We start from the raw sequence: 25665 nt of genomic DNA on the forward strand, positions 1-25665 counted from the left end.
CGCGTTCAGAAGACGGTGTGCCAGGCCGTGCAGCGTTCGTAGGTGATCTTCGGGTAGGCGCTGGACGAGTCGACCTTGCTGGCCGTGCAGGTCCGGACGCGGAACGTTCCGGTGCATTTCGAGTCGAAGGTCGCGGTGTGGGTCTCGCCGGGCTTGGTCCACTCGACGCCGTAGTCGCACATCTTCGCGCCGTCGGCGTGCTGGTGCTCGAAGACGGCGAAGCCCTTGGGCGACGACATGCGGAGCACGAGGGTTCCGGTGAACCGGCCACCGCGGGTGTCGTAGGTGCCGGTCGCGCTGATGCCGGGCGCGGCGGCCGGCGCGGACCAGCCGCCGGACGACTTCCGCGCCGGAGCCGGTGGCGATCCGGAATCGCTCGGTGACTTCGTCGGACGGCCGGTCTTCTCCGACTGCGCCGGCGCGGACGACGAGCGCGACGGCGACACCGGCGTGGACGGCGCGCTCGAAACGGGCGGACCGCTGATCGTCGTCGTGTCGGCGGGCTTCCTGTCCGGCCAGAACGCGTAGGCGGCGGCTCCGGCGACGAGCACGCCCGCCGCGACGCCCGCGGCGACTCCGATCACCGTGCCGAGGCGGCGTCCGGGCGGCTGCGGGCCGGGAAGCGTGTGCTGAGGCTGGGCGGCGGCACCGGCGCTCTGGGACGGCGGCGTGCCATGACCCGGCGGCTGCGTCGGCCCGGCGGGATGGCCGGGATGGCCGGGATGAGGATGGGCAGCCGGGGAGCCCGCCGAGCCCCAGGCGCTCGGCGCGCCCTGGGGGCCGGGGGCGGACGCGGGGGAGCCCTGGCCGGGCCTGGCGGCGCTCTGGTCTCCGGACTGGAGGGGGCTCGCGGCGAGGTTCGCGCCCATGCCGAGGATCTGCGACGCGGTGGGCCGCGCCGGGACGGTCCCTGAGGCCCGGCCGGTGAGCAGGCGAAGCAGCAGGTCCTGCGCGGCCGGACGGCGCGACGGGTCCTTGTCGAGGCACTCGCGGACGAGCGGCAGGAGCCGGTCGGGGACGCCGTCCAGGCCGGGCTCCTCGTGCAGGACGCGGTGGCTCGTCATGGCGTCCGCGCCGAAGGGGGGCCGTCCGGTGGCGACGAAGACGAGGGTTCCGGCCCAGGCGAAGACGTCCACGGCGCTCGTCGGCGAGGAGCCCTGCAGCAGCTCGGGGGCCATGTAGGCGGGCGTGCCGACGACGGCCGTGGTGACCGCCTCGGGCCCGACGGCGCGGGCGATGCCGAAGTCGATGACGCGCGGACCGTCCGGGCCCATGATCACGTTGGCGGGCTTGAAGTCGCGGTGCACGACGCCCGCCTCGTGGATCGCGACGAGCGCGGTCGCGGTGGCGACGGCGATCCGGTCCAGGTCGGAACCGGTGCGCGGACCGCGCTCGGCGATCATGGCCTGGAGCGACGGGCCGGGCACGTACTCGCTGACCAGGTAGGGGCGGCCCTGGTCGTCCCCGACCGACAGGACGCGGGCCGTGCAGAACTGCGCGACCGCCATCGCCGCGTCCGCCTCGCGGGCGAACCGGCGGGCCACGTCCTCGGGCACCGCGCCGGGCGCGTCGCCGCCGAGCAGCTTGATCGCGACCAGTCCGTGCTCGGCCGATTCGGCCAGATAGACGACGCCTTGCCCGCCGCGGCCCAGCCGGCGGCGGATATCGTACGAGCCCAGCGTCCGCGGATCCCACGGTCCGAGCGGGTCGCCGATCGTGGCCGGATCCATCTGCCGGGGCCCCCTCTGGTGTCGCGGACTATGGAGTGAGACGAACGAGTATGCCGACCGAAAACCCCGAAGATCAGGAATTGATGGCACTGTGAGGCTACCCACCGCCCGGCTCCGGCCGGGCGATCGCCGTGCGCTCGCCCTGTGGCTCGGGTCCTGGGTCGGCGTGATGTTCTTCGTCGCCGTGGTGCCCCGGGTGCTGCCGTCGATCTACGACGGCAAGCCGTACCTGGACCGCTGGGCCCAGTGGGACGCGGTGCGCTTCCTCGACATCGCGACCTACGGGTACGGCGGCGTCCCCGGGGAGAAGTTCGATCCCGGCTGGCCGGCGTTCTTCCCCGGATATCCGCTCGCGCTCAAGTTCACCGGCCTTTTCACGGGCGGTGACTACAAGCTCGCCGGACTGGTGATCTCGTTCCTCGCGGGCGGTGTCGCGGCGCTCGCCCTCGGGCGCCTCGCCGAGGACGAGCTGACGTCCCGCCGCCCGCGCCGTCGCGGGTCGTCCCGTGGCCGCCTGTCCGGCAGGACGTCCCGCCTGGGAGACGCCGACGAGCCCGCGCCGGACGCGGACGCCCACGACAGAACAGCGCACGGCGACCTCGCGTCAGCGCACGGCAGCGACACCGTGACGGACGACGACCGCGACGAACGCGGTGGCCGTGGCGATCACCACGAACAGGACGATCACGGTGGCCGCGACGATCACGGCGCTCACGGCGCTCACGGCGCTCACGGCGCTCACGGTGGTCGCGGTGATCTCGGTGGTCGCGGTGACTACGGTCGGCGAGAGGGGCTCGGTGGGGGCGGGACGGTCCGGCATCGCGTCCACGCGGCGGAGGCCGCGCCGCGTGCGACCGTGCGACGCTCCGCGCCGTTCGCGAACGGAACCGCCGCACCCGAGGACGACGTGGACGTCGCGGACGACCAGGTCGGGACGGTCGGGGCCGGCGCGGTCGCGGCGATGCTCGCGAGCCCGGCCGCGGTGTTCCTCTTCGCCGGATACTCCGAGTCGCTGTTCCTGGCGTTCGCGCTGCCCGCGTGGCTGATGGCCAAGCGTGGCCGGTGGGCGTGGGCGGCGCTGCTCGCCACGCCGTCCTCGGCCGTCCGGATCACGGGGCTGTTCCTCGTCCTGGCCATGATCGTCGAGTACCTCGTCGGACGGCACGGACGCCGCGAGCAGGGCTGGGCGCCGATCGGCTGGCTCGTGCTGCCGTTCGCTCCGCTGGTCGCCTACACCGTCTACCAGTGGCACCGGACGGGCGACTGGATGGCCTGGCAGCACGCGCAGGAGGCGGGCTGGCACCGCAAGTTCACGATGCCGTGGGACGCCTTCACCCTCACCTGGAAGTCGGCGTTCGACACCGACTACGAGTTCACGCTCGCGTTCCGGATCGAGGTGTTCGCGGCGGCGGTGGGCGTGCTGCTCTCGCTCTACCTGCTGTACCGGCGGCGCTGGCCGGAGCTGGCGTACGTCGGGCTCCAGCTCGGGGCCCTGATGACCTCGTCGTACTACCTCTCGATCGGGCGCGCGACGCTGCTCTGGTGGCCGCTGTGGCTCGGGTTCGGGATGCTCGCGCTGCGTCACCGGTGGCTGTTCGGGGCCGTCGTGGCGGCCGCCGCGCCGTTCGCCCTGCTCCAGTTGCTCACCTTCACCTCGGGTGGCTGGGTCGGGTAAGCGCAACGTCCGTCCCACGGTTGGGTCATTTCCCCTCGGGGCTCCTTGTCGGCCGTCCGCGAGCCCGGCAAGGTGGCGGCCCGTCCAACCCCCTACCGAGGAGGATTCATGCGGCGTACCGCTCTGGCTCTCGGCACGATGGGAATCGTCGGCGCCCTGACCGGCGCCACCCTCACCACCGGCACCGCACTGGCCGCTCCGCCCGTCCCGTCGGCCGCGAAGACGCACGGCTGGAGCCTGTCGGTCCACGGCGGCAGGGCCTACGGGGCCTACCTGGTCACGAAGAAGGGGTTCGCGTCCACGCTGAACCTGCGGAAGACCGTCCGGAACGGCGAGTACCTGGTCTTCTGGCACCGGCAGGCGACCAGGAGCGGCAGGTGGGGCCGTCCGGGCGTCAACTGGACGCGGTCCACGGCGCTGTACAAGGCGTCCTTCAGCGCGCCCGAGACCGGCTACTTCCAGGCCAAGCTGTGCTGGGCCGACAGGGTGTACGCGCACAACCACGCCGTGGGCTTCAAGAACCTGCGGTGCCCGCAGCCCCGGACCTGGAAGCTCGCCCGATAGCGGGAGCACTGCCAAGGTCCACGGGCCACTCGTGAACACGGCGGGACGCATCTCCGAACCCTGGAGGCCCGTCCCGCCGTTTCCGTCTCCGGACGTGCAACGTCGGACGGGACGACAGGACCGGACGGCGGGACGGGACGGGAGATGCCGCCCGTGTGCGACGATCACCGGGTGAAAGGAAGGGCCCACATGACGCTCGGACGGAGGCTTCGCCGGACGCTGCTCGCCCTGGTCCTCGCGCCGCTCCTGGCGCTGACCGGGCTCGCGGCCTGCGGAGGCGGATCGTCCGGCGGCGACGCGGGCGCGTCCGGCCCCTCGGCGCCGCGCACCGGCGTCCGCCAGAGCAGCGGGACGCCGAAGGCGCGCGGCGCGATCCGCGAGGTCCCTGCGTCGAGCCTGCCCGCCGAGGCGCAGCGGACGCTGAAGCTCATCGCCGCGGGCGGCCCGTTCCCCTACCGCAAGGACGGGACCACCTTCGGCAACCGCGAGCGGCGGCTGCCCGCCGAGCCGAACGGGTACTACCGGGAGTACACCGTCCCCACGCCCGGATCCGGTGACCGCGGCGCGCGCCGCGTCATCGCCGGGAAGGGCGGCGAGCGCTACTACACGCAGGACCACTACCGCAGTTTCGTCCGGGTCACCGGGGGATGATCCGTCCGACCGCGGGACCGGACACGGACGGGGAGATGACGTGGACGCGAACCAGGCTCTCGACGAACTCCTGACCGGGCGGCTCAAGCCGGGCGTCTACCAGTGGCGGACGCCCGCCGGAAGGGGCGCGGCCGGCGACACCGGCTGGATGGAGCGCGCAGAGGAGCAGGGCTGGCGACCGTTCTACCTCGACGGCCGCCAGGCGCGCGACAAGGACGGCTTCCTGACCCTGTGCGCCGAGGCGTTCGCCTTCCCGGACTGGTTCGGCCGGAACTGGGACGCCCTGGAGGACAGCCTCACCGACCTGTCCTGGGCGCCGGCCGAGAACGGCTACCTGGTGTTCTACGAGTCCTGGGCGCAGCTCGCGGACGCCGACCAGGCGTCCTTCCGGACGGCCCTGGACGTCTTCGCCGAGGCCGTCGCGTCCTGGCGCGACACCAAGACCCCGATGACCGTCCTGCTGTCGAGCGTCGGCGTCGAGGTCGCGGGCGTTCCGCGCCTCACCTGACGCCCGCCTCGCGCCGAGGCGCGCGGTATGTGCGAAGCCCAGAGATGCGGGGTGCGGGGTTCGCGGGGTGCCCGGCCGGACCGCTGGGCTGGACGGCCCGACCGTACGACGGCGTCTCAGTAGGTGGTCGACGACCCGGACGAGCCGACGAGCGCCGCCCAGAGCCCGATGTAGAAGATCCAGAAGATGATCCAGCCGACGGCGACGATGTAGCCGAGCACGAGGCCGGCCGTCGCCATCCCGGAGCCGCCCTCGCCGGTCCGCTTGATCTGGCTGTGCGCGATGTGCCCGAAGATGATCGCGAGCACGGAGGTGAAGCCGCAGAAGAAGATTCCGACCAGGCCGAGCACCATCGACGCGGTCGCCATGCCGTTGGTGGACTGCGCGGCCGGCGCGCCGTAGTAGTTGTGCTGCACCGGAGCGGGCTGGGCGTACGGCGGGGGCTGCTGGGCGGCGTAGGGGTCGTGCTGCTGCCCGTAACCGCCGTACGGGTCGTAGGGGGGCTGTGCCATAGATGTCCCGATCGGGTCGCGCGCCCGCCGTCGAACCTGCTGTTCCGCGCGTGCGCTGGTGGTAGGGGAATCCGGATTATGCCAGTGTGGCGTGACATCGGGTCTGCGCGATATTAGATGGTGCGCGCCCGGGCCGGGTTCCCGCCGCGCCCCCGGAGTTCCCGCGGCGTCCGGCCGACACTGGCCAGCCCCCACTCGCCGGTGCCGGACGTCGGGCGGCTCACCGGGACATCAGGCGGAGAGGTGCTCGCGCAGGAAGGCGATGTCGGCGGCCTGGCCGTCCGACGGGGTCTCGACGACGACCGGCGCGCCCGCGCCGCGCACCACGCCGAGGATCAGCTCGGGGTCGATCGTGCCGCTGCCGAGGTTGGCGTGCCGGTCGGCGCCGGAGTCGAAGGCGTCCCGGCTGTCGTTGCAGTGCACCAGGTCGATGCGGCCGGTGATGGCCTTGATCCGGTCGACGGCGTCGATGAGCTCCTCGCCGCCCGCGTGCGCGTGGCAGGTGTCCAGGCAGAAGCCGACCTTGGACTCCAGGTCCGGCAGGCCCGACAGGACCTCCCAGAGCCGGGCGATCCGGTCGAACTTGCGAGCCATCGCGTTGCCGCCGCCCGCCGTGTTCTCGATCAGGACCGGGATCGGGACGTCGTCCATCCGCTCGAAGACCTTGCGCCAGTTCTCGAAGCCGGACTCGGGGTCGTCGTCCTTCAGGACGTGCCCGCCGTGCACGATCAGGCCCTTGGCGCCGATCGAGGCGGCCGCCTCCAGGTGCTGGGCCAGCAGCTTGCGGCTCGGGATGCGGATCCGGTTGTTGGACGTCGCGACGTTGATCACGTACGGGGCGTGCACGAAGACGTCCACGCCGGAGCCCTGGAGGTCGGCCGCCCCCTCCGGGATGACCGGCTTCTTCCAGCCTTGCGGATCGCCCAGGAAGAACTGGACGACGTCCGCCTTCCGGGCGCGGGCGCTCTCGAGCGGGCTGGTCTGGTCGACGTGGGCTCCGATGCGCATGGGACCGAGCCTATCCGCCCGCCCCGGCCCCGGATTCAGCTCGTTCAGATGTTGAAGCCGCCGTGCCGCAGGGCGAAGCCGAACCCGACGAACGAGCCGACCATGCCGACCACGTTCAGCCAGCGCTCACCGGTCGTCCTGGACACCATCTGGGAGTAGAGGGCCAGGGGAAGGCCGACCACTCCGGCCAGCGCGCCGAAGAAGTGCGTCGCCGGGATCCAGCCCAGGACCAGCGCGATCAGCCCGATCGTGATGGCGCCGCCCGCGAGCGAGTCCTCGACCGCGTGCCGTTCCGCGCGGCCCGCGCCCGCGACGTCGCGCTTGCTGCTGCTCCCCGCTACCTCCTGTGGCATCGGGTCACCCCCTCGAAGTTGCGTTCCGTGACTCGGGGTCGCTCTGTGACGGTGCCGTGCTCGCCGGACGCCTGTGGCGGGCGCACCGTGCTGTCCCAGAGATTCCCGGACGAAGCGGAGATCAATCCGGAGCGCGTGCGCGGAAATGTCGGCGGGAGCCGGTAACGTCGAACATGAATTCGACCGGACGAGTCCGGGCGGGGAGGGACTGATCATGAGGGAGAGCGAACTGGCGGTCATCGGCGACGCCGAGCTCGTCGAGGAACTGTCCATGCTGACCACCCAGACCGCGCGCATGCGGTCCCGGATGGCCGACATCATGGCCGAGCTCGAACGCCGCCGCTGCGCCCGGCCGGCGCAGCACGCCGCGTCCGCCCGCCGCTGACACCGCGCGGTGGGCCGGTGCGGGCGGGAATGGCTCGCACGCTGCCGAGTCTTGATAGCCTGTATCGGTCTCGCGGCCGGTCCGCCGGTGCGGACGGGCGCCGCAAGGCGCGGCCGCGACGGACGCAAGAAGCCCTCCTGTCACGGAGAGACCGTGACCGCACCAGTCCAGAGGAGGTAGGGACAAGCATGCGTCGCTACGAACTCATGACCATTCTCGACCCCGCCATCGACGAGCGCACCGCGGGTGCCGCCCTCGACCCGTTCCTGAAGGTCGTCACCGGTGACGGCGGGAGCGTCGAGAAGGTCGACGTCTGGGGCCGCCGCCGGCTGTCCTACGACATCCAGAAGAAGTCCGAAGGCATCTACGCGGTGATCGACCTCACGGCTGAGCCCGCGACGGTCAAGGAGCTCGACCGCCAGCTCAACCTGAGCGAGACGATCCTTCGTACCAAGGTCATCCGCCCCGAGGTCCACTGAGCCGGAGCGGTCCAGCCCAACACCAGCCGGAGCGAGCCCCATGGCAGGCGACACCGTAATCACGATCGTCGGGAACCTCGTAGAGGACCCGAATCTCCGCTTCACCCCGAGCGGCCAGGCGGTCGCGTCGTTCCGCATCGCCTCGACCCCGCGGTTCTTCGACCGCCAGTCGAACGAGTGGAAGGACGGCGAGGCGCTCTTCCTGACCTGCAACGTCTGGCGGCAGGCGGCGGAGAACTGCGCCGAGAGCCTGCAGCGCGGCATGCGGGTGATCGTCCAGGGCCGGCTCAAGCAGCGCTCGTACGAGACGCGCGAGGGTGAGAAGCGCACCGTGTTCGAGGTCGAGGTCGACGAGGTCGGCCCGTCCCTGCGCAACGCCACCGCCAAGGTCAACAAGACCCAGCGGCAGGGCGGCGGCGGAGGGGGCTTCGGCGGCGGTGGCGGCTTCGGCGGTCAGGGCGGCCAGGGCGGCGGCGGTTTCGGCGGCGGCGGCCAGCAGGGCGGCCCCGGCGGGGCCCCGGCCGACGACCCCTGGGCCACCGGCGGCGGCGGGGGCGGCGGGTTCTCCGACGACCCCCCCTTCTAACCATTCACACCACGTCCATTCCCGCGTGAGCGGGGCTCTCCTTAAAGGAGCACCACGATGGCGAAGCCACCTCCGCGCAAGCCGAAGAAGAAGGTTTGCGTGTTCTGCCAGGAGAAGATCTCCTACGTCGACTACAAGGACACGGTCCTGCTGCGGAAGTTCATCTCCGACCGCGGCAAGATCCGCGCCCGTCGCGTGACCGGCAACTGCACCCAGCACCAGCGGGACGTCGCCACGGCGATCAAGAACGCCCGTGAGATGGCGCTGCTGCCCTACACCAGCACCGCGCGCTGAGTCAGGGGGAAGTGACACCATGAAGCTCATCCTGACCCAGCAGGTCTCCGGCCTCGGCGAGCCCGGCGACGTCATCGACGTCCGCGACGGCTACGGCCGCAACTACCTCGTCCCGCGCGGCTTCGCGATCCAGTGGACCCGCGGCGCCGAGAAGCAGATCGAGTCGATCAAGAAGGCGCGTTCGGCCCGCGAGATCGCGACCGTCGAGCACGCCAAGGAGATCGCCGGCCGCCTCCAGGCGCTGAAGGTCGACCTGCGCACCCGCACCGGCAGCAACGGCCGCCTCTTTGGCGCCGTCACCGCTTCCGACATCGCCGCCGCGGTCCAGGCCGCGGACGGCCCCGAGCTCGACAAGCGGCGGATCGAGATCGGCAACCCGATCAAGACCGTCGGCACCCACCGGGTCAGCGTCCGGCTGCACCCGGAGGTCAGCGCCACGATCGACGTCAACGTCCTCGAGGGCTGAGCTCGACCCGAGTAGCGGACGGCCGGATTCCCCGACTGGGGAGTCCGGCCGTTTCCGTTTCATGTGAAACGTCAGCGAACCGCCGGGTGCTTGGGCCGACGACCGCACACCGACTACTTTCCGTAACCACACTCTTGGTTCGAAAGGGTCAGTGTGCAGGGTCTTCCGTCAGAACAGCCAGATCAGCCCTCCCCACCCGAGGAGGCGGCGCGTTCCGCCGTCGCCGAAACGGTGACGCGGCGCAGCCTGCTGGGCGGCGTCCTCGGGCTCCTGGGCGCGGACGCGCTGTGGGCGCCGCAGAATGCGGCCATGGCCGAAAACCTTCCGGGCGCGCAGCCCCCGTCCGATGTGCACGGCGGTCCCCACGCCAGCGGAGGCGGGTACGGCACGAGTGGCTACGGCGGGAGTGGCTACGGCGCGAGCGGTGACGGCGGAAGCGGTTACGGCGAGCCTTATCCGCAGGACTCGCTCCGGGCGCGCGGGGCCGGTCGGGGGCTCGGGGGCAGGGGCGCGGAACCGCTCGTCCATCCGCGTGCCGACTGGAACGCCCGTCCGCCGCGCCGTCCGGCCACCGTCCTGGACCGCGCGCCGGACCAGATCGTCGTCCACCACACCGCGTCGCCGAACTCGCCGGACACCTCGCTCTCCCACGCCTACCGGCTGTCCCGCGACATCCAGCGCTTCCACATGCGCGGGCGCGGCTGGGACGACTGCGGCCAGCAGCTCACCATCAGCCGCGGCGGGCACATCATGGAGGGCCGCAACCGCAGCCTGCAGGCCATCCGGGACGGCAAGCTCGTCGTCGGGGCCCAGGCGCTCCACCACAACTCGCACACGATCGGGATCGAGAACGAGGGCACCTACACGTCCGAGGACCCGCCGGATCCGCTCTGGTCCTCCCTCGTGGAGGTGTGCGCCTGGCTCTGCGTCCGCTACGACCTGGACCCGTCCGACGCGATCGTCGGCCACCGCGATCTCTGCGCCACCGACTGCCCCGGTGACCGCTTCTACGCGCGGCTACCCGAGCTGCGCGACGCCGTCGCCGAGAGCCTGAACCGGCAACAGAGCGGCCCATCAGACGGGCAGCAGCCTCCGGACGCGCCTCCACCGCCCGAGTCCGAGTCCGAGACCGAATCCGAAGACACCTCGCCCGAATTCCGTCGCCGTCCGCGCTGAACCGTGCGAGAAGGTGCTGCTTCAGTCGTGCGCGAGTTTGCTGAGTGCGGCGGCCGTCTCGGTGAACGTCGTGTCGCCGAGGATGGCGCGTAGCTCGCCGTTGAAGTCGTCGATCGTGGGTTGGGCGGCGCGGAGGGCGGCCTCCCCGGCCGGGGCCAGCCGCAGCACCACCGCTCGGTGCTCCTCAGGATGCGGCTCGCGGACGATCAGCCCGGCCGCGGTCAGGCGGGTGACCAGCGCGGTGACGGCGGACTCGCGCAGGCCCAGCGTCCGGGCGAGGTCGCGCTGGGTCAGTCCCGGCCGGTCCTGGACCGCGAACAGCGCGCCGAGCTGGGCCGTGGTGACGCCGGCGGCGGCCAGGCAGCGCCGGTCGGCCGCGATCCGCAGCCGGTGCGCGGCGCGTTGCAGCAGGAAGTAGAGGCGCTCGTCGGGTTCGGCCATGCGCCGATCTTGACAGAGCGGCGCGCCCCGGACCATCCTCACTTCACCAGTGAAGTGAGGGAGCCGATGGAACTCGATCTCGACCTCGCCCGGAAGGTCCTCGCGGCGCAGCCGTTCAGCCGGCTGCTCGGCGCGCGGATCACCGAGTTCGGCGACGGCGCGGCCACGCTCGAACTCGACATCCGCGACGAACTGCGCCAGCAGAACGGTTTCGTTCACGGCGGCGTGCTCGCCTACGCGGCCGACAACACCCTGACGTTCGCGGCGGGTTCGGTCGTGGGCGCCAACCTCATCACCGCCGGTTTCACCGTCGACTACATGAAGCCGGCCGTCGGCGCGATCCTGCGGGCGCGCGCCGAGGTCGTCCGCGCCGGGCGCACCCGCGTGATCTCCCGCTGCGACATCACCACCGTGGACGGCGAGGGCGGCGAGACGCTCTGCGCGGTGGCGCAGGGATCCATCGCCGTCGCCTCGGATCGCTGAGCGGCGGACTGCTGAGCGCCAGACCGCTGAGCGTCCGGCCGTCGAGCATCGGACCGTCGAGCGTCCGGACGCCGTGCGCCTGAGACGGGTAGGGGCGGTTGGTCCTTCCCCGAAAACCGGCGTTGCCGACTATTCGCGGTTGCGGGGCGTGCCGTAGCGGACGCGCCGGCGGGCGATCTCGGGGTCGAGCGCCTCGACGATGGACCACAGGCCCGCGATGCGGGCCGAGAGTTCCTCGGGGGTGAGCGCGTCGGGAGCGGCGTCCGCGAGATCGTCGATCGCGTCGGCCAGCCGGTCGATGCCCTCGTCCTCCGGTGAACACATGTTCGAATGGTAGCGACTGGGACACCCGGTGCGCGTGAGGCTGACGCTATGTCCGCAACGTCGATCCGGTTACGTTACGGAGGCGTCCTCCCGTGCCCGCCGGACGGCGCCGGTCACGAGCCAGCGATCGCCTCGTGCGCGCGCGCTCAGCGTGACCATGCGCGTCAGCATCCACAGGCCGATCGCACCCCACAGGCCGACCAGGCTCCAGTCCACCCAGTACGAGACCAGGGCGGCGGGCAGGAAAACGACCGTTGCGATGAGGGTCGTCCACGCGAGGTAGGTCCCGTCGCCCGCGCCTATGAGGATGCCGTCCAACACGAACACCACACCGGCGATCGGCTGGAGCGCCGCGACCATGAGGAGCGACGCGAGCAGCAGATGCCGGACGTCCGGATCCGACGTGAACAGCGAGGGCAGCCAAGGCCGGACCACCACGATCCCCAGGCCGAACACCATTCCCGCGGCGACGCCCCAGACGACCATGCGCCGCGTCACCGCGCGCACGCGAGGGACGTCCGCTGCGCCCAGGTAGCGTCCGGTGATGGCCTGACCGGCGATCGCGAGCGCGTCGAGGGCGAACGCCAGAAGCGACCACACCTGGTACCCGACCTGGTAGGCCGCGATCTCGGCGTCCCCCATGCGCGCGGCCACGGACGTCCCCACGATGAGGACGATGCGCAGCGCGGCCGTCCGTATCAGCAGGGACGCTCCGGCGGAGGCGGCCGTGCGCAGGCCCGCCAGGTCCGGACGGACGCCGGCCCCGTGCCGCCGCGCCGCGCGCACCACCACGGCGACGTACACGGCCGCGCTGCCCGTCTGGGCGATCACCGTGCCCCAGGCGGATCCCGCGATGCCCCAGCCGAAACCCAGCACGAACACGGCGTTCAGCAGCAGGTTCAGCGAGAAGCCGCCCACCGAGACGAACAGCGGCGTGCGGGTGTCCTGCAAGCCGCGCAGCACGCCCGTCCCAGCGAGGACGACCAGCATCGAGGGCACGCCGAACAGACTGATCGCCATGTACGTGCGCGCGTAGGGATCGACATCGTGCGACGCACCGAAAACGTCCACGAGCCACGGGACGAGGGGCAGCCCTATCGCGACCACGCCGACGCCGATGACGAGCGCCAGCCACATGCCGTCCACGCCCTGCCGGATCCCGGCGCGCAGATCGCCCGCGCCCACCTGCCGCGCGACGCCCGCCGTCGTCCCGTAGGCGAGGAAGACCGACAGGTAGACCAGGGTGTTGAGGAGCTGGCTCGCGACGCCGAGGCCGCCGAGCGGCGCGGTGCCGAGCGTCCCGACGATGGCCGAGTCGGACAGCAGGAACAGCGGCTCGGCGACCAGCGCGCCGAACGCGGGCACGGCCAGCCGCAGGATCTCGCGGTCCTGCCTGCGGGATGCGCTCATGGGCCTCGTCACGCCGATGGTCGGTAATCGGCGTTCATCGTACTCCCCTTACTTCGGGCGAGATGCCCGACTTTCTTTCCCACACACCCGGTGGACAGTGTTCTCGCAGGTCATAGGCCCGATGTGGAGAACCCTCCGAAGATTTCCCCAGGGTTGTCCACAGGTCGTGCACAACCTGGACGGCGTGTCTGCACAGGGACTCCACAATCCCGTCCACAGATCCTTTTGGTGCCCGGCCCGGCGCCGGACGAGAATGTCGGAGCCCTGGGATAGATGTGGGCTGGACGAAGGCGACGGTCGGACGGGGCCGCCGGCGCCCGAGGTGAGGGGGGTGTGCCCGGGATGAGCGTTTCCGAACTCGAACCCGGTGACCGGGAGTTCGAGCGGACGCCGCCGCACGACATCGCGGCCGAGCAGGGTGTGCTCGGCGGCATGCTGCTGTCCCAGGACGCGATCGCCGAGGTGATCGAGGTGCTGCGGACGGCCGACTTCTACCGTCCCGCGCACCAGATCATCTTCGACGCCGTGCTCGACCTGTACGGCCGCGGCGACCCCGCCGACGCCGTCACCATCGCGGGCGAGCTCACCAAGCGCGGCGAGATCGGACGCGTCGGCGGCGCGCCCTACCTGCACACGCTCATCTCCTCGGTGCCCACGGCCGCCAACGCCGGGTACTACGCCCGGATCGTCCGCGAACGCTCCGTCCTGCGCAAGCTGGTCGAGACCGGCACCCGCATCGTCCAGATGGGCTACAACGCCGACGGCGCCGACGCCGACGAGATCCTCGACCGGGCCCAGGCCGAGGTCTTCGCCATCGCCGAGAAGCGCTCCGGCGAGGACTACGTCCCCCTCTCCGAGATCATGCCCGGCGCCCTCGACGAGATCGAGGCGATCGGCAGCCGCGGCGGCCAGATGGTCGGCGTCCCCACCGGCTTCGCCGACCTCGACGCCCTCACCAACGGCCTGCACCCCGGCCAGATGATCGTCGTCGCCGCCCGTCCCGCGATGGGCAAGGCCCTGGCCCTGCCCACGCTGATCCCCACCCCGTCCGGCTGGACGACCATGGGCGCGCTCCGCGTCGGCGACGAGGTCCTCGACGCCGGCGGGAACCCCACCCGCGTCGTCGCCGCCACCGAGGTCATGCACGGCCGCCCGTGCCACGAGGTCGAGTTCTCCGACGGCGAGATCGTCATCGCCGACGCCCGGCACCAGTGGCGCACCAGGGTCGCGGGCGAGAGCGCCGTCCGCACCACCGAGCAGATCGCCGCCACCCTCGCCGAGGTCCACGTCATCGAGGGCCCGGACGACCGGCTCACCAAGATCGTCGATGTCCGGCCGGTGCCGAGCGTCCCGGTGCGCTGCGTCCAGGTCGACAACCCCGACCACCTGTACCTGGTCGGCCGCTCCCGGGTGCCGACGCACAACTCGACCCTCGCGCTCGACTTCGCCCGCGCGGCGTCCATCAAGCACGGCCTGACCTCGGCGTTCTTCAGCCTGGAAATGGGCCGCAACGAGATCACCATGCGCCTGCTCTCCGCCGAGGCCCGCGTCGCCCTGCACGCGATGCGCTCGGGCACCATGCAGGACGAGGACTGGACGCGCCTGGCCCGCCGCATGAGCGAGGTCGCCGAGGCCCCCCTGTTCATCGACGACTCGCCGAACATGTCGATGATGGAGATCCGCGCGAAGGCTCGCCGCCTCAAGCAGCAGCACGACCTGCGCCTGGTCGTCATCGACTACCTCCAGCTGATGACGTCCGGAAAGCGCGTCGAGAGCCGCCAGGTCGAGGTCTCGGAGTTCTCCCGCTCCCTGAAGCTCCTCGCGAAGGAACTCCAGGTCCCCGTCATCGCGCTCTCCCAGCTGAACCGAGGCCCCGAGCAGCGCACCGACAAGAAGCCCATGGTCTCCGACCTCCGCGAATCGGGATGCCTGACCGCCGCGACGCGGCTGATCCGCGCCGACACCAACGCGGAGGTCACGATCGGCGAGCTGGTCGAGAGCGGGGCGAAGGACGTTCCGGTCTGGGCGCTGGACGAGCGGCTCAAGTACGTCCCGCGGACGATGACCCACGCCTTCTCCAGCGGACGCAAGGAGGTCTTCAGAGTCACCCTCGCGTCCGGGAAGCAGGTCGAAGCGACGGCGAACCATCCGTTCCTGACCTCCTCGGGCTGGACGCCACTCGGCGAGCTGTCTCCGGGCGACCGTGTGGCAGCCGCCCGGCACGTCCCACCGCCGCTGGAGATCCGTCCCTGGCCGGAGGAGCGCGTCGTCCTTCTCGCGCACCTCCTCGGCGACGATTCTTTCGCGCAGGGGCAGCCCATCAGCTGTGCGGCGCACGAGAAACGCGTCCCCGACGAGGTGTTCAGCCTTCCCAAGGAGCAGGTGGCGCTCTTCCTGAGGCACCTGTGGGCCGCCGGCGGGTGCGTCCAGTGGAACGCGGAGTCGGCGAAGTGCGGCGTCTACTACTCCTCGACGAGCCGTCGGCTCGCCGAGGACGTGTCGAGGCTGCTGCTTCGGTTCGGCATCCACTCCCAACTCAAGACCGTAACGAAGGGCGCCTGTCGGCCGGGATACGAGCTCCACCTCGACGGCGCCGAGAACCAGTTGGCGTTCTTCGAGGCCGTCCGCGTGCACGGAGCGCGCGGTGCCGTCGCGGCTGCCGCGGCGACGGCGCTCCGCGAGGCCCGGCTGAACACCGACCTCGGCACGGTTCCGCGAGAGGTATGGGGGGACGTTCGCCAGGTCCTTGAGGGCGAGACGCATCGCGAGTTCGCCGCGGCGGCGAAGACCGGCTTCAGCGGCAGCGCGACGAGCGAGCGCGCTTCGGGCGGGCAGCGGCTGGGACGCGTCGCCACCGTTCTCGACAGCGCCGAACTGGAGATGCTGGCCGTCAACGACGTCCTCTGGGACGAGATCGTCTCGGTCGAGAGCCTGGGAGAGCAGGAGGTCTACGACGCCACCGTCATGGGCCTCCACAATTTCGTCGCGAACGGAATCGCTCTCCACAATTCGATCGAGCAGGATGCGGACATGGTGATCCTGCTGCATCGTGAAGACGCCTATGAGAAGGAATCGCCTCGCGCGGGAGAGGCCGACCTGATCGTGGCCAAGCACCGTAACGGTCCCACGGCCACGGTTACCGTCGCTTTCCAGGGGCACTACAGCAGATTCGTGGACATGGCTCAGTAGCGTCTGGAGGCGCTCATGTGGGGTGCGATCGCGCTGTTGGAGGGCAGGGGCGCCGGAGCCATCCGGCATCCCGGCGGGACTTTGCTGGCGCATCTGCGGCGGGTCCATGGGCGGCTTGAGGAATGGGGCGGCCGGGAGGAACTGCTCGCCGCCGGCCTGTGCCACGCCTTCTACGGGACGGACGGTTTCGCCGTTTCGCTCGGAGACGCGGCACGGCGCCACGAGCTCGCGGACGTCATCGGCGCGGACGCTGAGCGCCTCGTTTACGTCTACGGATGTTGTGATCGGAAGCGGTCCTATCCGGGAATGGCCGATGGCGGGGAATTCGTCGACCGCTTCACCGGTGACGTGCTGGAAGTGACCGATGACGAACGGCGGGATTTCGCCGAGATCACCGTCGCCAACGAACTGGACGTCGTGGACGCCAGCGCGCTGGACGCGGAGCAGGCCCGCGGCCTGTACGAACTGTTCGGTCGCTGGCGCCCGTTGCTGAGCGACCTGGCCGCCCTCGAAGTGGACCGGCGCCTCTCAAGCTGCCCGGAACGGCGAGACGGCTAGACCGGCCGCCACCAGCCCGAACCCCAAGGCGGCCGCCCAGAGCACGGCGCGGTCGCCGAGCGCGTCGGCGGCCAGCCCACCGAGCGGCGCGCCGATCACGATCATGGCGCGGTTGGTGGAGCGGAGCGTGGCGTTCATGCGTCCCTGCAGGTCGTCGGGGGTGACGGACTGCCGGTAGCCGAGTTCGTTGGCGTTCTCCGCGCCCATGGAGAGCCCGAGCACGAACTGGGCCGCGGCGAGAGCAGCGCCGGACGCGGCGACGGCCGTGACCCCCCAGGTCCCTCGACGGCTCCCGCGCGGACGCCGCGGAACGAGAGTGAGCGCGACGGAGGTTCGGTGACGCGCACGCGCATGAGGAGGACGCCGGAGATCAGGTAGCTCGCGGCGTCCACCAGCACGGCCCATGGCGCGGTGAAGAGGGAGACGAGCCCGCCTGCGAGCGCCGGACCGGACGTCTGGGCCACGGCGTCGCTCTGGTCGAGCCGTGCGTTCGCGGCGGTGAGGAGGCGCGCGGGCACGAGCCGGGGCGCCCTCGTGCAGCGTGACCACTAGGAGCACCTGGAGGGCGACGGTCGTCACGTAACTGCCGAAGGACGAAATGGTGGACGCCGTCCAGACGCGGACGAATCCGGGGCTGTCGCGGAGTCGTGGCCTCGCCATCGGACCGTTCTATGCCGGTTTCGTCCGGTGGGCCACGGGAGTGTGGGCTGCTTCACAACGAGGGTGGTCAAGGGCGGGGCAAGATCTGGCCGGCAGGCGATTCCGGGGCCGCGGGCCGGGAAGGGGAGCGAGCAGCCCCGGGCCGTCGCCGTCCGGGGTGAAGCGTTCGTGTCCTGCGATCGGAAGGCCGTCATGTCGATTAGGGTTCGTCTGCACCAGATGCCGGTGCGGATCGCGACCGGGGCGTTCATCCTGAACTCCGGGCTGGGCAAGCTCCAGAACACCGAGGAGATGGCGGACGGCATCCACGGCACCGCCTCGGCCGCCTACCCGTTCCTGAAGGACTGGGAGCCGGCGCAGTTCACCCGGACGCTCGGCGCGGCCGAGGTCGCGGTCGGCGCGACGCTGCTGCTCCCGATCGTGCCGTCGCTGCTGGCCGGCGCGGCGCTGACCGGATTCTCCGCCGGGCTGCTCGGCCTGTACCTGAAGCTTCCGGGGATGCGCGAGGAGGGCAGCCTGCGCCCGACCCAGCAGGGCATCCCGCTGGCGAAGGACTCCTGGATGCTGGGAATCGGCCTCAGCCTGGTCACCGAGGCCTTCCACCGCAAGCGCTGCCGCCACTCCTGACGCGATCCCGCCGCAGGGAGTCGCTCGCGAGCCGGTAGGGGCGTGCGAGGGGACGGCGGTTAGGGTCGGCGTCCATGGAACTGCGGCAGCTTCGGTACTTCGTGGCGGTGGCGGAGGAGGCCGGCTTCACGCGGGCGGCCGAGCGGCTGCACGTCGCGCAGCCGGGGATCAGCGCGCAGGTGCGGCAGCTTGAGCGCGAGTTCGGGCAGGAGCTCTTCGATCGTTCCGGACGGTCGGTGAAGCTGACCGAGGCGGGCGAGGCGGTGCTGCCGTACGCGCGGGCGGCGCTGTGGGCGGCGGACGGCGCGCGGCTCGCGGTGGACGAGCTGTCCGGGCTGGTCCGCGGCCGGGTGGCGGTCGGGACCGTGACGTCCATGCCGTCCGATCTGGTGCCCGACCTGCTGGCCGGGCTGCACCGCGACCATCCCGGCGTCGAGATCACGCTGGTCGAGGGCGCCTCGGCCGACCTCCTCCGCGATCTCCTGGAGGGACGGCTGGATCTGGCGTTCGTGGGTCTGGCGGGCGATCCGCCGCACGGGATCGCCGTCCAGACCTACGTCGACGAGCGGCTCGTGGTCGTCGTCGCCGAGGACGACGAGCTGGCCGGGCGGACCCGCGTCGCGCTGCCCGAGCTGCGGGACCGGCGGCTCATGAGCCTGCCGCGCGGCACCGGGATCCGGGCGATCGTGGAGGCCGGGTGCGTGGCGGCGGGCTTCGAGCCGACGATCGCGTTCGAGGCCGCCGACCCGCTGGTGCTGTTGCAGCTGGTCACGCGCGGGCTCGGGGTGGCGGTCGTCCCGGCGTCGCTGGCGCGGGCGCACCCCGACCTCGTCCGGATGATCGAGATCGACGGCCCGGAGCTGCGCGGACGCGTCGCGCTGGCCTGGCGCTCCGAGGGGCCGATGAGTCCGGCCGCCCGCGAGCTGGTGAGACGCGCCCGCGCCGCCCTCTGAACCGCGGGACGCGGGCGCGGGCGCGGACGCGGGCGCGGTGGGGCGGCGGGAGCGCCGCCCCACGGTTCGGCCGCGGGAACCGGCCGGGTCACGCGGCGGCGGGGACCTTGTCGAGGAAGCCGTGGACCTTGGCGATGCGGCCGTCCTCGTCGAGCACCGCGACGTCGAAGCCGACGACCGGGGCCTCGGCGCCCTCGGGGCCGAGCTCCCAGGTGAAGCGGACGATGTCGTGGTGCGCGTCCACCGGGCCGGCCAGGCGGAACACCAGGCCGGGGAACTGGGCCTGGGCGCCCGCGATCACCGCGTCGATGGCGTCCCGGCCCTCGACGGCCGCGAGCGGGTCGGTGTAGGTGGCGCCCTCGGCCCAGACCTCGTCGATCGCGGCGCGGCGCGCGGCCGGGTCGGTCTCGTTCCAGATGGCGATGTAGCGCTCGATCTGCTGCTGCGCGTTGTTCATGATCTTCCCTTCCGGTCGGGACCGTCCCGACGCGTCCAACGATGTCGCGGATGGTGTGGAAGATCGATTACCTCCCGGGTCATGACGCTCGGCGGATCGCGCCCCGGATAGGGTCGGGCCTCCGAGGAGGGGGTGCGGGTGGGCGCTGGGACCATGACGATGGCGGACGCGCGGGCGTGGGGACGTCCGGCGGAGCGGCGGCGCCGCGCGGGCGCGGCCTTCCCGGGCGGCGGCGCGACGGCCTCGATCGGGCTGGGCGTGCTCGGCGCGCTGTTCTTCTCCTCGTCCTTCATCGCGAACCGGCTGATGGCGGTCGGCGGCGGCGCGTGGGAGTGGACGGCGTCGCTCCGGTTCGTCTACTCGCTGCCGATCTTCCTCGCGATCGTCGCCGTGCGCGGCGCCCGCGCCTCCCGGACGACCGCGACAGCGCAGGTGGGAGGTGGCTCGCGGGCGGGCGAGGCCGGGCTCGCGCCGGTTTTCGCCGCGCTGCGGGCCGCGCCTGGACGCTGGACGCTGTGGAGCACGGTCTGCTTCGGCCTGTTCTACGCGCCGCTCTGCTTCGCGGCGACGACCGCGCCCGGCTGGATGGTCGCGGCGACGTGGCAGGTCACGATCGTGTGCGGGGTCGTCCTCGCGCCGCTGCTGTACGGGCGCGGTGACGAGCGCCGGCGGGTGCCGCTGCGCGGGCTGGCGCTGTCCGGCCTGATCCTCGGCGGGGTGTTCCTGACGCAGCTGGGCGGCGGGGCGTCCGCGCTGAGCTGGAAGGCGGCGCTCGGCGTGGTGGCCGTGCTGGCGGGCGCGATCGCCTACCCGGTCGGCAACCGGCGTGCCATGGACCTCGCCGGGGACGGCCTCGACACCTTCCAGCGGCTCGCCGCCATGTCCCTCGCCTCGCTGCCGTTCTGGCTGGTCATCGCGGTGATCGGCGGGTTGCGGGCGGGGCTGCCGACGGGCGGACAGCTCACCGCGACCGCCGTCGTCGCGGTCTGCTCGGGCGTGGTCGCGACCTCGCTGTTCTTCGCCGCCACCCATCGCGAGCGCGCCCACCCGATGCGGCTCGCGGCCGTCGAGGCGACGCAGGCAGCGGAGGTCGTGTTCGTCGCGCTGCTGGAGCCGGTCGTCCTGCGCTCGTCCGCGCCCGGAATGGTCGGCTGGGCCGGTATTGTCGCGATCACGGTCGGCGTCATGCTCTACGCCTTCGCCGGCAAGCGCTGAGCTTCCCGGACGACGTTGATGTCGTTTTTCCGCTAGTGGGCGGCCCGGTCCTCGGTGATGCTGGAGGCATGCATGAGGACACGGAACGGTGCGTGCGGGCCGTCCAGGCGAAGGACGCCCGGTTCGACGGGTGGTTCTTCACCGGCGTGGTGACGACGGGGATCTACTGCCGTCCGAGCTGCCCGGCCGTCCCGCCCAAGCCCGCGAACATGCGCTTCTACCCGAGCGCCGCGGCGGCGCAGCAGGCGGGCTTCCGGGCCTGCAAGCGGTGCCGTCCGGACACCAGTCCGGGTTCGCCGGAGTGGAACCACCGCGCGGACGTCGTCGCGCGGGCGATGCGCCTCGTCGCGGACGGTGTCGTGGACCGCGAGGGCGTGCCGGGCCTCGCGACCCGCCTCGGCTACAGCACCCGGCAGATCGAGCGGCAGCTCCGCGCCGAGCTGGGCGCGGGCCCGCTCGCGCTGGCCAGGGCGCAGCGCGCGCAGACGGCCCGGCTGCTGATCGAGACGAGCACCCTCCCGATGTCGGACGTCGCGTTCGCTTCCGGTTTCGCGTCCATCAGGGCCTTTAATGACACGATTCGGGAAGTGTTCGCGCAAACGCCGACCGAATTGCGCGATCGAGTGTCCCGCGGCCATCCGACCGCCGTGAACGGCACGCTGTCGCTACGGCTGCCGTTCCGCCAGCCGTTCTTCCCGGACAACCTCTTCGGGCACCTCGCCGCCACGGCCGTCCCGGGCGTGGAGGAGTGGCGGGACGGCGCGTACCGGCGGACGCTGCGGCTCCCGCACGGTCCGGGCGTCGTCTCGCTGAAGCCGACCCCGACGTACGTGGCCTGCACCCTCACCCTCACCGACCTGCGCGACCTCACGATCGCGATCAGCCGGTGCCGCTGGATGCTGGACCTGGACGCCGACCCGGTCGCGGTGGACGAGCTGCTCGCGCACGACGACGTCCTCGAACCGCTCATCCACAAGGCGCCCGGACGCCGCGTCCCGCGCACGGCCTGCGGGGTGGAGTTCGGCATCAGGGCCGTCCTCGGACAGCAGGTGTCCACGGCCGCCGCGCGTACCCACGCGGCACGCCTCGTGCGCGCGCACGGGGAGCAGGTGGACGACCCGGCAGGCGGCCTTACGCATCTGTTCCCGATGCCCGAAGCGCTCATGGATCCGGACCCGGCGACCCTCGCGTTCCCCGAATCCCGCCGGGCGACCCTGAAGGCCCTCGTCACCGCCCTCGCCTCCGGCGACCTGGACCTCAGCGTCGGCGCCGACTGGGACGAGGCCCGGGCGAAACTGGCGGACCTGCCCGGCATCGGCCCGTGGACGATCGAGACCATCGCGATGCGGTCGCTCGGCGACCCCGACGCGTTCGTCGCGACCGACCTCGGCGTCCGGCACGCGGCGAGGCTGCTCGACCTGCCCAGCACCCCGGCCGCGCTCACCCGCCGCGCGGCGGCCTGGCGCCCCTGGCGCTCGTACGCCGTCCAGCACCTTTGGGCGACGGGCGACCACGCCATCAACACGATTCCCGCATGAAACGAGATCTCCTGTGCACACCCACGTCGTGATCGACAGCCCGGTCGGGCCGCTGACGCTGGTCGCGGACGGTCCGGAACTGGTCGGGCTCTACATGACCGAGCAGCGGCACCGCCCGGAGGAGGAGACCTTCGGGTCGCCCGGAGACCCGCAGGACGAGCCGTTCGCGTCCGTCGCCGCGCAGCTCGCCGCCTACTTCGCCGGTGAGCGGCACGACTTCGATCTCCCGCTGAAGATGAAGGGCACGCCGTTCCAGCGGCGCGTCTGGGACGCGCTGACCCGGATCCCCTACGGCGAGACCGTCAGCTACGGCGAGCTCGCGGCCGAGCTGGGCAACCCCTCCGCGTCCCGCGCGGTGGGCCTCGCCAACGGCCGCAACCCGATCGGGATCATCGTCCCGTGCCACCGGGTCGTCGGCTCGACCGGCAGCCTCACCGGCTACGGAGGCGGCATCGAGCGCAAGCGGTTCCTGCTCGACTTCGAACGCTCGAACCAGCCGTCCAGGGAAACCTCCGCCGCCGCCCTCTTCTGAACCGTCCGGCTACGGCTGCCTCGCCGTGGCTACCGCCGCCTCGCGCCGCTTCCGCCGCCTCGCGCGGCTTCCGCTGCCTCGCGCCGCTACGGCTGCCTCGTGCGCCCGCGCGCGAGGCAGCTCGCTGCGACGGCGAACAGGATGCCGCCCGTCAAGAACCACGGTTCGTAGAGGAACGTTGCGAAGCGTTCTTCGGACGTGAAGTCCGCGCTGTCGCGCGCGCCCACGAGGAGTGCCGCCCAGTCGGGGACGCTGGGCAGCGCGTGCAGGACGAGCAGCGCGGCCGTCCCCCACACGGTCACGGCAAGCGCCCTGCTCGGCAGGCGCCGGCCCCAGGGACGGACGAGCGCGAGCGCCATGCCCGTGGCTCCCAGCGACGCCGGAATCGCGATCACGTCGATGACCAGGAGCGCCGGGGTTCCATAGATGCTGCGGCCGTCCGGGAGACCGAGCCGTCCGTCCGCGAGCCAGTACACGTGGACGGCGGAGAACAGCACGCCCCAGAGCGCGGCGAGGTAGGCGAACGGCCGTCCGGCCACTTCCCCGGACACGAGGCGGGCGACCGGGTGCCCGATCGCCTTCCGGGAGACAGGGTGGACGACCGGGTGCCCGATCGCCTTCCGGGACACGAGGTGGGCGACCGGGTGTCTGATCGCCCTCCCGGAGACGGGAGCGGGGCGGCGGGCTGAGCTGGTCTGCATGCCATCGATCCTGCTGGGAAGGCCGTGACCTGCGCTTCCCCCGTCCCGGCGAAAGACGTCCCCCGCGCGGGGGAGTTTCTGTCGGTGGTGGCCGTTAGGGTGCGGGGGGTCGCCGGATCCGACCAGCGAAAGGGGAGAATCATGGAGTTCCGGGTCGAGCGCGGGGCGCTCGCCGACGCGGTCGCCTGGGCCGCCCGCACCCTCCCCGCGCGTCCGGCGCTGCCCGTCCTCGCGGGCCTTCGCCTGGTCGCCGACGCGGACGGCGGGCTGGAGCTGGCCGGTTTCGACTACGAGGTGTCCGCGCAGGCCAGGGTGGACGCCGACGTCGCCACGCCCGGCCGCGCCCTGGTCCCCGGCCGGCTGCTCGCCGAGATCGTCCGCAGCCTGCCCGCGCAGCCCGTCGAGTTCCTGACCAAGGACGCCGAGCTCGTCCTGCGCTGCGGCAGCGCCGAGTTCGGCCTCCAGACCATGCCCGTCGAGGACTACCCCACCCTGCCCGAGCCGCCCGCCCGCGCGGGCACGATCGCCGGCGACGCGTTCGCCGCGGCCGTCGCGCAGGTCACCCCCGCCGCCGGACGCGACGACACCCTGCCCATGCTCACCGGCGTCCGCCTCGACCTCGAAGGCGACACGATGTGGCTGGCCTGCACCGACCGCTACCGCATCGCGGCCCGCGAACTGACCTGGTCGCCGGATTCCGGCGACTTCCAGGCGGGCGTCGTCGTGCCCGCCCGCACCCTCGCCGACACCGCCAAGGCGATCCGTCCGGGCGCGACCGTGTCGCTGGGCCTGACCGGCGAGTCCGACACGCTGATCGGGGTGTCCGGCGGCGACCGCAGCATGACCACCCGCCTGCTGGACGAGCAGTACATCGACTACCGCAAGCGCCTCACCGGCGACTGGACGTCCGTCGCCCGCGTCCGCACCGCCCCCTTCGTGGAGGCGATCAAGCGCGTCGCGCTGGTCACCGAGCGCAGCACGCCCGTCCGGCTCGCCTTCACCGGCGCCGAGGTCAGCATCCGCGCCGCGTCCGGCGACGCGGCGCGCGCGAACGAGTCCCTCGCGGCCGAACTCGAAGGCGACGACATCGACATCGCCTTCAGTCCCCAGTACCTCCTGGACGGCCTGGCGGGCATCCACTCCGAGTACGCCCGCCTCGAATGCGCCGGGCCGACCAAGGCCGCCCTCCTCACCGGCATCCCCGACCCCGAGAAGGAGGACGAGCAGCCCGACATCGACGCCGACACCGGCTTCCGCTACCTCGCCATGCCGGTCCGGCTGACCTCCTGACCTCTCTCACCGCCGAGGGCCACGTCCGTTCTGAGGAGTAGCCGGGTAAGGCCGTCGGGCCGGAGGCTCAGGCGTCGTTCGGACGCGCCGTCAGGGGCCTCGAGGCGCCGTCGGACGCGGTCGCCTCGTGTGCCCGCGTGCCCGCCAGCCAGAGGACGCGGTCCGGGCCGGACGCCGAGGCCAGCCAAACGGTGTTTCCTGGCGAGGGCAGAACGGTCCAGCGGCGGCCGTCGAAGTGGGCCAGCTCGCCGTCGCCTCCGGCGAGCCAGACCTCGTCCCGCGCCCGTGCCGTGACGGTGTTCGGTGAGGTCAGCGGGGCTTTCACGCGAGACCAGCGGCGGCCGTTCCAGTGCAGGACGCTGCGCTGGCCCGCGACCCAGACATCGTCCGGCGCGGCGGCCGAGACGGCGGTCAACGGCCCTTTCGCCGGGGCCGGGACGCGCGTCCATTCGCGTCCGTCGAAATGGAGGACGAGGCCGTCGCGGTCGGCGGAACCGACCGCCCACACGTCGTCCGGGGCGACGGCTGCGACACCGGCGAGCCGTCCGCGCGCGACCTCGGGGAGAGCGGCCGGCTCCCAGGACGCGCCGTCCCAGCGCAGCGCGCGAAGCCCGTGCGGAGACGCGTGGCCCACGGCCCACGCCTCGTCCGGCCCGGTGAACGCGACCGCGTTGAGAACCAGGCCGCGCAGCGAGTCGGGGGCCTCCCAGGCCGTCCAGGCGGAACCCGTCCAATGCCGGATGAGCCCGATATCCGCCCGTTCCAAGCGGTCATAGGCACCGCCGACCGCGATCACGGCCACGGCCTCGTCTCGGCCTCCGCTCCCGCCATCGTCCGCGGATCTCCCCAGGTCACCGGCCTTACGCCGGGTTTCCCCCGAAACCGCGCCAGCCGCGTCCC

At 72.1% G+C, this 25665-nt stretch carries 30 protein-coding genes; 19 read left to right on the forward strand and 11 right to left on the reverse strand.

Features of this window, described 5'->3' with window-relative positions; all coding sequences use genetic code 11:
- Nucleotides 1-5: 5 nt before the first annotated feature.
- Nucleotides 6-1730 (reverse strand): serine/threonine protein kinase, encoded by a 1725-nt coding sequence (locus tag ACFPCY_RS15845; RefSeq protein WP_378255766.1) that lies wholly within the window; start codon nucleotides 1728-1730, stop codon nucleotides 6-8.
- 91 nt (nucleotides 1731-1821) lie between these two features.
- On the opposite strand from ACFPCY_RS15845, the gene ACFPCY_RS15850 reads away from it, so the two are divergent.
- From ACFPCY_RS15850 to ACFPCY_RS15865, 4 genes are all read left to right on the forward strand, one after another.
- The gene (locus ACFPCY_RS15850; RefSeq protein WP_378255768.1) at nucleotides 1822-3405 is read left to right on the forward strand and encodes a hypothetical protein; all 1584 of its coding nucleotides are present in this window, start codon (nucleotides 1822-1824) and stop codon (nucleotides 3403-3405) included.
- Nucleotides 3406-3513: 108 nt separating this feature from the next.
- Nucleotides 3514-3969: a hypothetical protein gene (locus ACFPCY_RS15855; protein ID WP_378255769.1), complete on the forward strand. Its 456-nt coding sequence runs from the start codon at nucleotides 3514-3516 to the stop codon at nucleotides 3967-3969.
- 189 nt (nucleotides 3970-4158) lie between these two features.
- Nucleotides 4159-4620 carry a guanyl-specific ribonuclease gene (locus ACFPCY_RS15860; protein WP_378255771.1) on the forward strand — a complete coding sequence of 154 codons (462 nt, stop codon included), beginning with the start codon at nucleotides 4159-4161 and terminating at the stop codon, nucleotides 4618-4620.
- A gap of 40 nt (nucleotides 4621-4660) precedes the next feature.
- A complete protein-coding gene (locus tag ACFPCY_RS15865) occupies nucleotides 4661-5128 on the forward strand; it encodes a barstar family protein (protein ID WP_378255773.1) in 468 nt (155 codons plus the stop codon).
- Nucleotides 5129-5244: 116 nt separating this feature from the next.
- Here ACFPCY_RS15865 and ACFPCY_RS15870 read toward each other — a convergent pair whose 3' ends face one another.
- From ACFPCY_RS15870 to ACFPCY_RS15880, 3 genes are all read right to left on the reverse strand, one after another.
- A complete protein-coding gene (locus ACFPCY_RS15870) occupies nucleotides 5245-5640 on the reverse strand; it encodes a DUF4190 domain-containing protein (protein ID WP_378255775.1) in 396 nt (131 codons plus the stop codon).
- 231 nt (nucleotides 5641-5871) lie between these two features.
- The gene (locus tag ACFPCY_RS15875; RefSeq protein ID WP_378255777.1) at nucleotides 5872-6648 is read right to left on the reverse strand and encodes a deoxyribonuclease IV; all 777 of its coding nucleotides are present in this window, start codon (nucleotides 6646-6648) and stop codon (nucleotides 5872-5874) included.
- A gap of 44 nt (nucleotides 6649-6692) precedes the next feature.
- A complete protein-coding gene (locus ACFPCY_RS15880) occupies nucleotides 6693-7001 on the reverse strand; it encodes a hypothetical protein (RefSeq protein WP_378255779.1) in 309 nt (102 codons plus the stop codon).
- A gap of 214 nt (nucleotides 7002-7215) precedes the next feature.
- On the opposite strand from ACFPCY_RS15880, the gene ACFPCY_RS15885 reads away from it, so the two are divergent.
- The 6 genes from ACFPCY_RS15885 to ACFPCY_RS15910 all read left to right on the forward strand — a co-directional run bounded on the left by ACFPCY_RS15885 (nucleotide 7216) and on the right by ACFPCY_RS15910 (nucleotide 10387).
- A complete protein-coding gene (locus ACFPCY_RS15885) occupies nucleotides 7216-7386 on the forward strand; it encodes a hypothetical protein (protein ID WP_378255781.1) in 171 nt (56 codons plus the stop codon).
- A gap of 188 nt (nucleotides 7387-7574) precedes the next feature.
- A complete protein-coding gene (rpsF, locus tag ACFPCY_RS15890) occupies nucleotides 7575-7865 on the forward strand; it encodes a 30S ribosomal protein S6 (protein WP_378255783.1) in 291 nt (96 codons plus the stop codon).
- Between the two features lie 40 nt (nucleotides 7866-7905).
- Nucleotides 7906-8451, forward strand: coding sequence for a single-stranded DNA-binding protein (locus tag ACFPCY_RS15895; protein WP_378255785.1), 546 nt, complete (start codon nucleotides 7906-7908; stop codon nucleotides 8449-8451).
- A 57-nt stretch (nucleotides 8452-8508) separates the two neighbouring features.
- Nucleotides 8509-8745: a 30S ribosomal protein S18 gene (gene rpsR / locus ACFPCY_RS15900; RefSeq protein ID WP_026403973.1), complete on the forward strand. Its 237-nt coding sequence runs from the start codon at nucleotides 8509-8511 to the stop codon at nucleotides 8743-8745.
- 19 nt (nucleotides 8746-8764) lie between these two features.
- Nucleotides 8765-9211 (forward strand): 50S ribosomal protein L9, encoded by a 447-nt coding sequence (gene rplI, locus ACFPCY_RS15905; protein WP_378255787.1) that lies wholly within the window; start codon nucleotides 8765-8767, stop codon nucleotides 9209-9211.
- A 309-nt stretch (nucleotides 9212-9520) separates the two neighbouring features.
- On the forward strand, nucleotides 9521-10387 hold the full coding sequence (locus ACFPCY_RS15910) for a peptidoglycan recognition protein family protein (RefSeq protein WP_378255789.1): 867 nt from the start codon (nucleotides 9521-9523) through the stop codon (nucleotides 10385-10387).
- 21 nt (nucleotides 10388-10408) lie between these two features.
- Here the strand turns inward: ACFPCY_RS15910 and ACFPCY_RS15915 are convergent, their stop codons facing one another.
- Entirely contained in the window at nucleotides 10409-10828 is a 420-nt protein-coding gene (locus tag ACFPCY_RS15915; protein WP_378255791.1) for a MarR family winged helix-turn-helix transcriptional regulator, read from the reverse strand.
- Nucleotides 10829-10894: 66 nt separating this feature from the next.
- On the opposite strand from ACFPCY_RS15915, the gene ACFPCY_RS15920 reads away from it, so the two are divergent.
- Nucleotides 10895-11311 (forward strand): PaaI family thioesterase, encoded by a 417-nt coding sequence (locus tag ACFPCY_RS15920; RefSeq protein WP_378255793.1) that lies wholly within the window; start codon nucleotides 10895-10897, stop codon nucleotides 11309-11311.
- Nucleotides 11312-11440: 129 nt separating this feature from the next.
- Here the strand turns inward: ACFPCY_RS15920 and ACFPCY_RS15925 are convergent, their stop codons facing one another.
- On the reverse strand, nucleotides 11441-11635 hold the full coding sequence (locus ACFPCY_RS15925; protein WP_378255795.1) for a hypothetical protein: 195 nt from the start codon (nucleotides 11633-11635) through the stop codon (nucleotides 11441-11443).
- Between the two features lie 69 nt (nucleotides 11636-11704).
- Entirely contained in the window at nucleotides 11705-13045 is a 1341-nt protein-coding gene (locus ACFPCY_RS15930) for an MATE family efflux transporter (RefSeq protein WP_378255797.1), read from the reverse strand.
- A gap of 342 nt (nucleotides 13046-13387) precedes the next feature.
- Here ACFPCY_RS15930 and dnaB point away from each other — a divergent pair, with 342 nt between their 5' ends.
- Nucleotides 13388-16234 (forward strand): replicative DNA helicase, encoded by a 2847-nt coding sequence (dnaB, locus tag ACFPCY_RS15935; RefSeq protein ID WP_378255799.1) that lies wholly within the window; start codon nucleotides 13388-13390, stop codon nucleotides 16232-16234.
- 15 nt (nucleotides 16235-16249) lie between these two features.
- On the forward strand, nucleotides 16250-16792 hold the full coding sequence (locus tag ACFPCY_RS15940; protein ID WP_378255801.1) for a DUF6817 domain-containing protein: 543 nt from the start codon (nucleotides 16250-16252) through the stop codon (nucleotides 16790-16792).
- Here the strand turns inward: ACFPCY_RS15940 and ACFPCY_RS15945 are convergent.
- Complete coding sequence (locus ACFPCY_RS15945; RefSeq protein WP_378255803.1) at nucleotides 16763-17014, reverse strand: MFS transporter; 252 nt, start codon at nucleotides 17012-17014, stop codon at nucleotides 16763-16765. The genes ACFPCY_RS15940 and ACFPCY_RS15945 overlap by 30 nt on opposite strands.
- Nucleotides 17015-17671: 657 nt before the next feature.
- On the opposite strand from ACFPCY_RS15945, the gene ACFPCY_RS15950 reads away from it, so the two are divergent.
- Together ACFPCY_RS15950 and ACFPCY_RS15955 are read left to right on the forward strand one after the other, a co-directional pair.
- Nucleotides 17672-18079: a hypothetical protein gene (locus ACFPCY_RS15950; protein WP_378255805.1), complete on the forward strand. Its 408-nt coding sequence runs from the start codon at nucleotides 17672-17674 to the stop codon at nucleotides 18077-18079.
- 74 nt (nucleotides 18080-18153) lie between these two features.
- Nucleotides 18154-19032 (forward strand): LysR family transcriptional regulator, encoded by an 879-nt coding sequence (locus tag ACFPCY_RS15955; RefSeq protein WP_378255807.1) that lies wholly within the window; start codon nucleotides 18154-18156, stop codon nucleotides 19030-19032.
- Between the two features lie 88 nt (nucleotides 19033-19120).
- Here the strand turns inward: ACFPCY_RS15955 and ACFPCY_RS15960 are convergent, their stop codons facing one another.
- Nucleotides 19121-19489, reverse strand: a complete 369-nt coding sequence (locus tag ACFPCY_RS15960) for a nuclear transport factor 2 family protein (RefSeq protein ID WP_378255808.1) — start codon at nucleotides 19487-19489, stop codon at nucleotides 19121-19123.
- A 138-nt stretch (nucleotides 19490-19627) separates the two neighbouring features.
- On the opposite strand from ACFPCY_RS15960, the gene ACFPCY_RS15965 reads away from it, so the two are divergent.
- The 3 genes from ACFPCY_RS15965 (at nucleotide 19628) to ACFPCY_RS15975 (ending at nucleotide 22774) form a co-directional block, all read left to right on the forward strand.
- Complete coding sequence (locus ACFPCY_RS15965) at nucleotides 19628-20704, forward strand: DMT family transporter (protein ID WP_378255810.1); 1077 nt, start codon at nucleotides 19628-19630, stop codon at nucleotides 20702-20704.
- A gap of 68 nt (nucleotides 20705-20772) precedes the next feature.
- Nucleotides 20773-22242, forward strand: coding sequence for a DNA-3-methyladenine glycosylase 2 family protein (locus tag ACFPCY_RS15970; RefSeq protein WP_378255812.1), 1470 nt, complete (start codon nucleotides 20773-20775; stop codon nucleotides 22240-22242).
- Nucleotides 22243-22255: 13 nt separating this feature from the next.
- A complete protein-coding gene (locus ACFPCY_RS15975) occupies nucleotides 22256-22774 on the forward strand; it encodes a methylated-DNA--[protein]-cysteine S-methyltransferase (RefSeq protein ID WP_378255813.1) in 519 nt (172 codons plus the stop codon).
- A gap of 86 nt (nucleotides 22775-22860) precedes the next feature.
- Here the strand turns inward: ACFPCY_RS15975 and ACFPCY_RS15980 are convergent, their stop codons facing one another.
- The gene (locus ACFPCY_RS15980; protein ID WP_378255815.1) at nucleotides 22861-23475 is read right to left on the reverse strand and encodes a DUF3995 domain-containing protein; all 615 of its coding nucleotides are present in this window, start codon (nucleotides 23473-23475) and stop codon (nucleotides 22861-22863) included.
- A 141-nt stretch (nucleotides 23476-23616) separates the two neighbouring features.
- Here ACFPCY_RS15980 and dnaN point away from each other — a divergent pair, with 141 nt between their 5' ends.
- The gene (gene dnaN, locus ACFPCY_RS15985; RefSeq protein WP_378255817.1) at nucleotides 23617-24765 is read left to right on the forward strand and encodes a DNA polymerase III subunit beta; all 1149 of its coding nucleotides are present in this window, start codon (nucleotides 23617-23619) and stop codon (nucleotides 24763-24765) included.
- A gap of 67 nt (nucleotides 24766-24832) precedes the next feature.
- Here the strand turns inward: dnaN and ACFPCY_RS15990 are convergent, their stop codons facing one another.
- Nucleotides 24833-25531, reverse strand: a complete 699-nt coding sequence (locus ACFPCY_RS15990; RefSeq protein WP_378255819.1) for a WD40/YVTN/BNR-like repeat-containing protein — start codon at nucleotides 25529-25531, stop codon at nucleotides 24833-24835.
- Nucleotides 25532-25665: the final 134 nt, after the last annotated feature.

Source organism: Actinomadura gamaensis (genome assembly GCF_042652125.1).
Taxonomy (GTDB): domain Bacteria; phylum Actinomycetota; class Actinomycetes; order Streptosporangiales; family Streptosporangiaceae; genus Spirillospora; species Spirillospora gamaensis.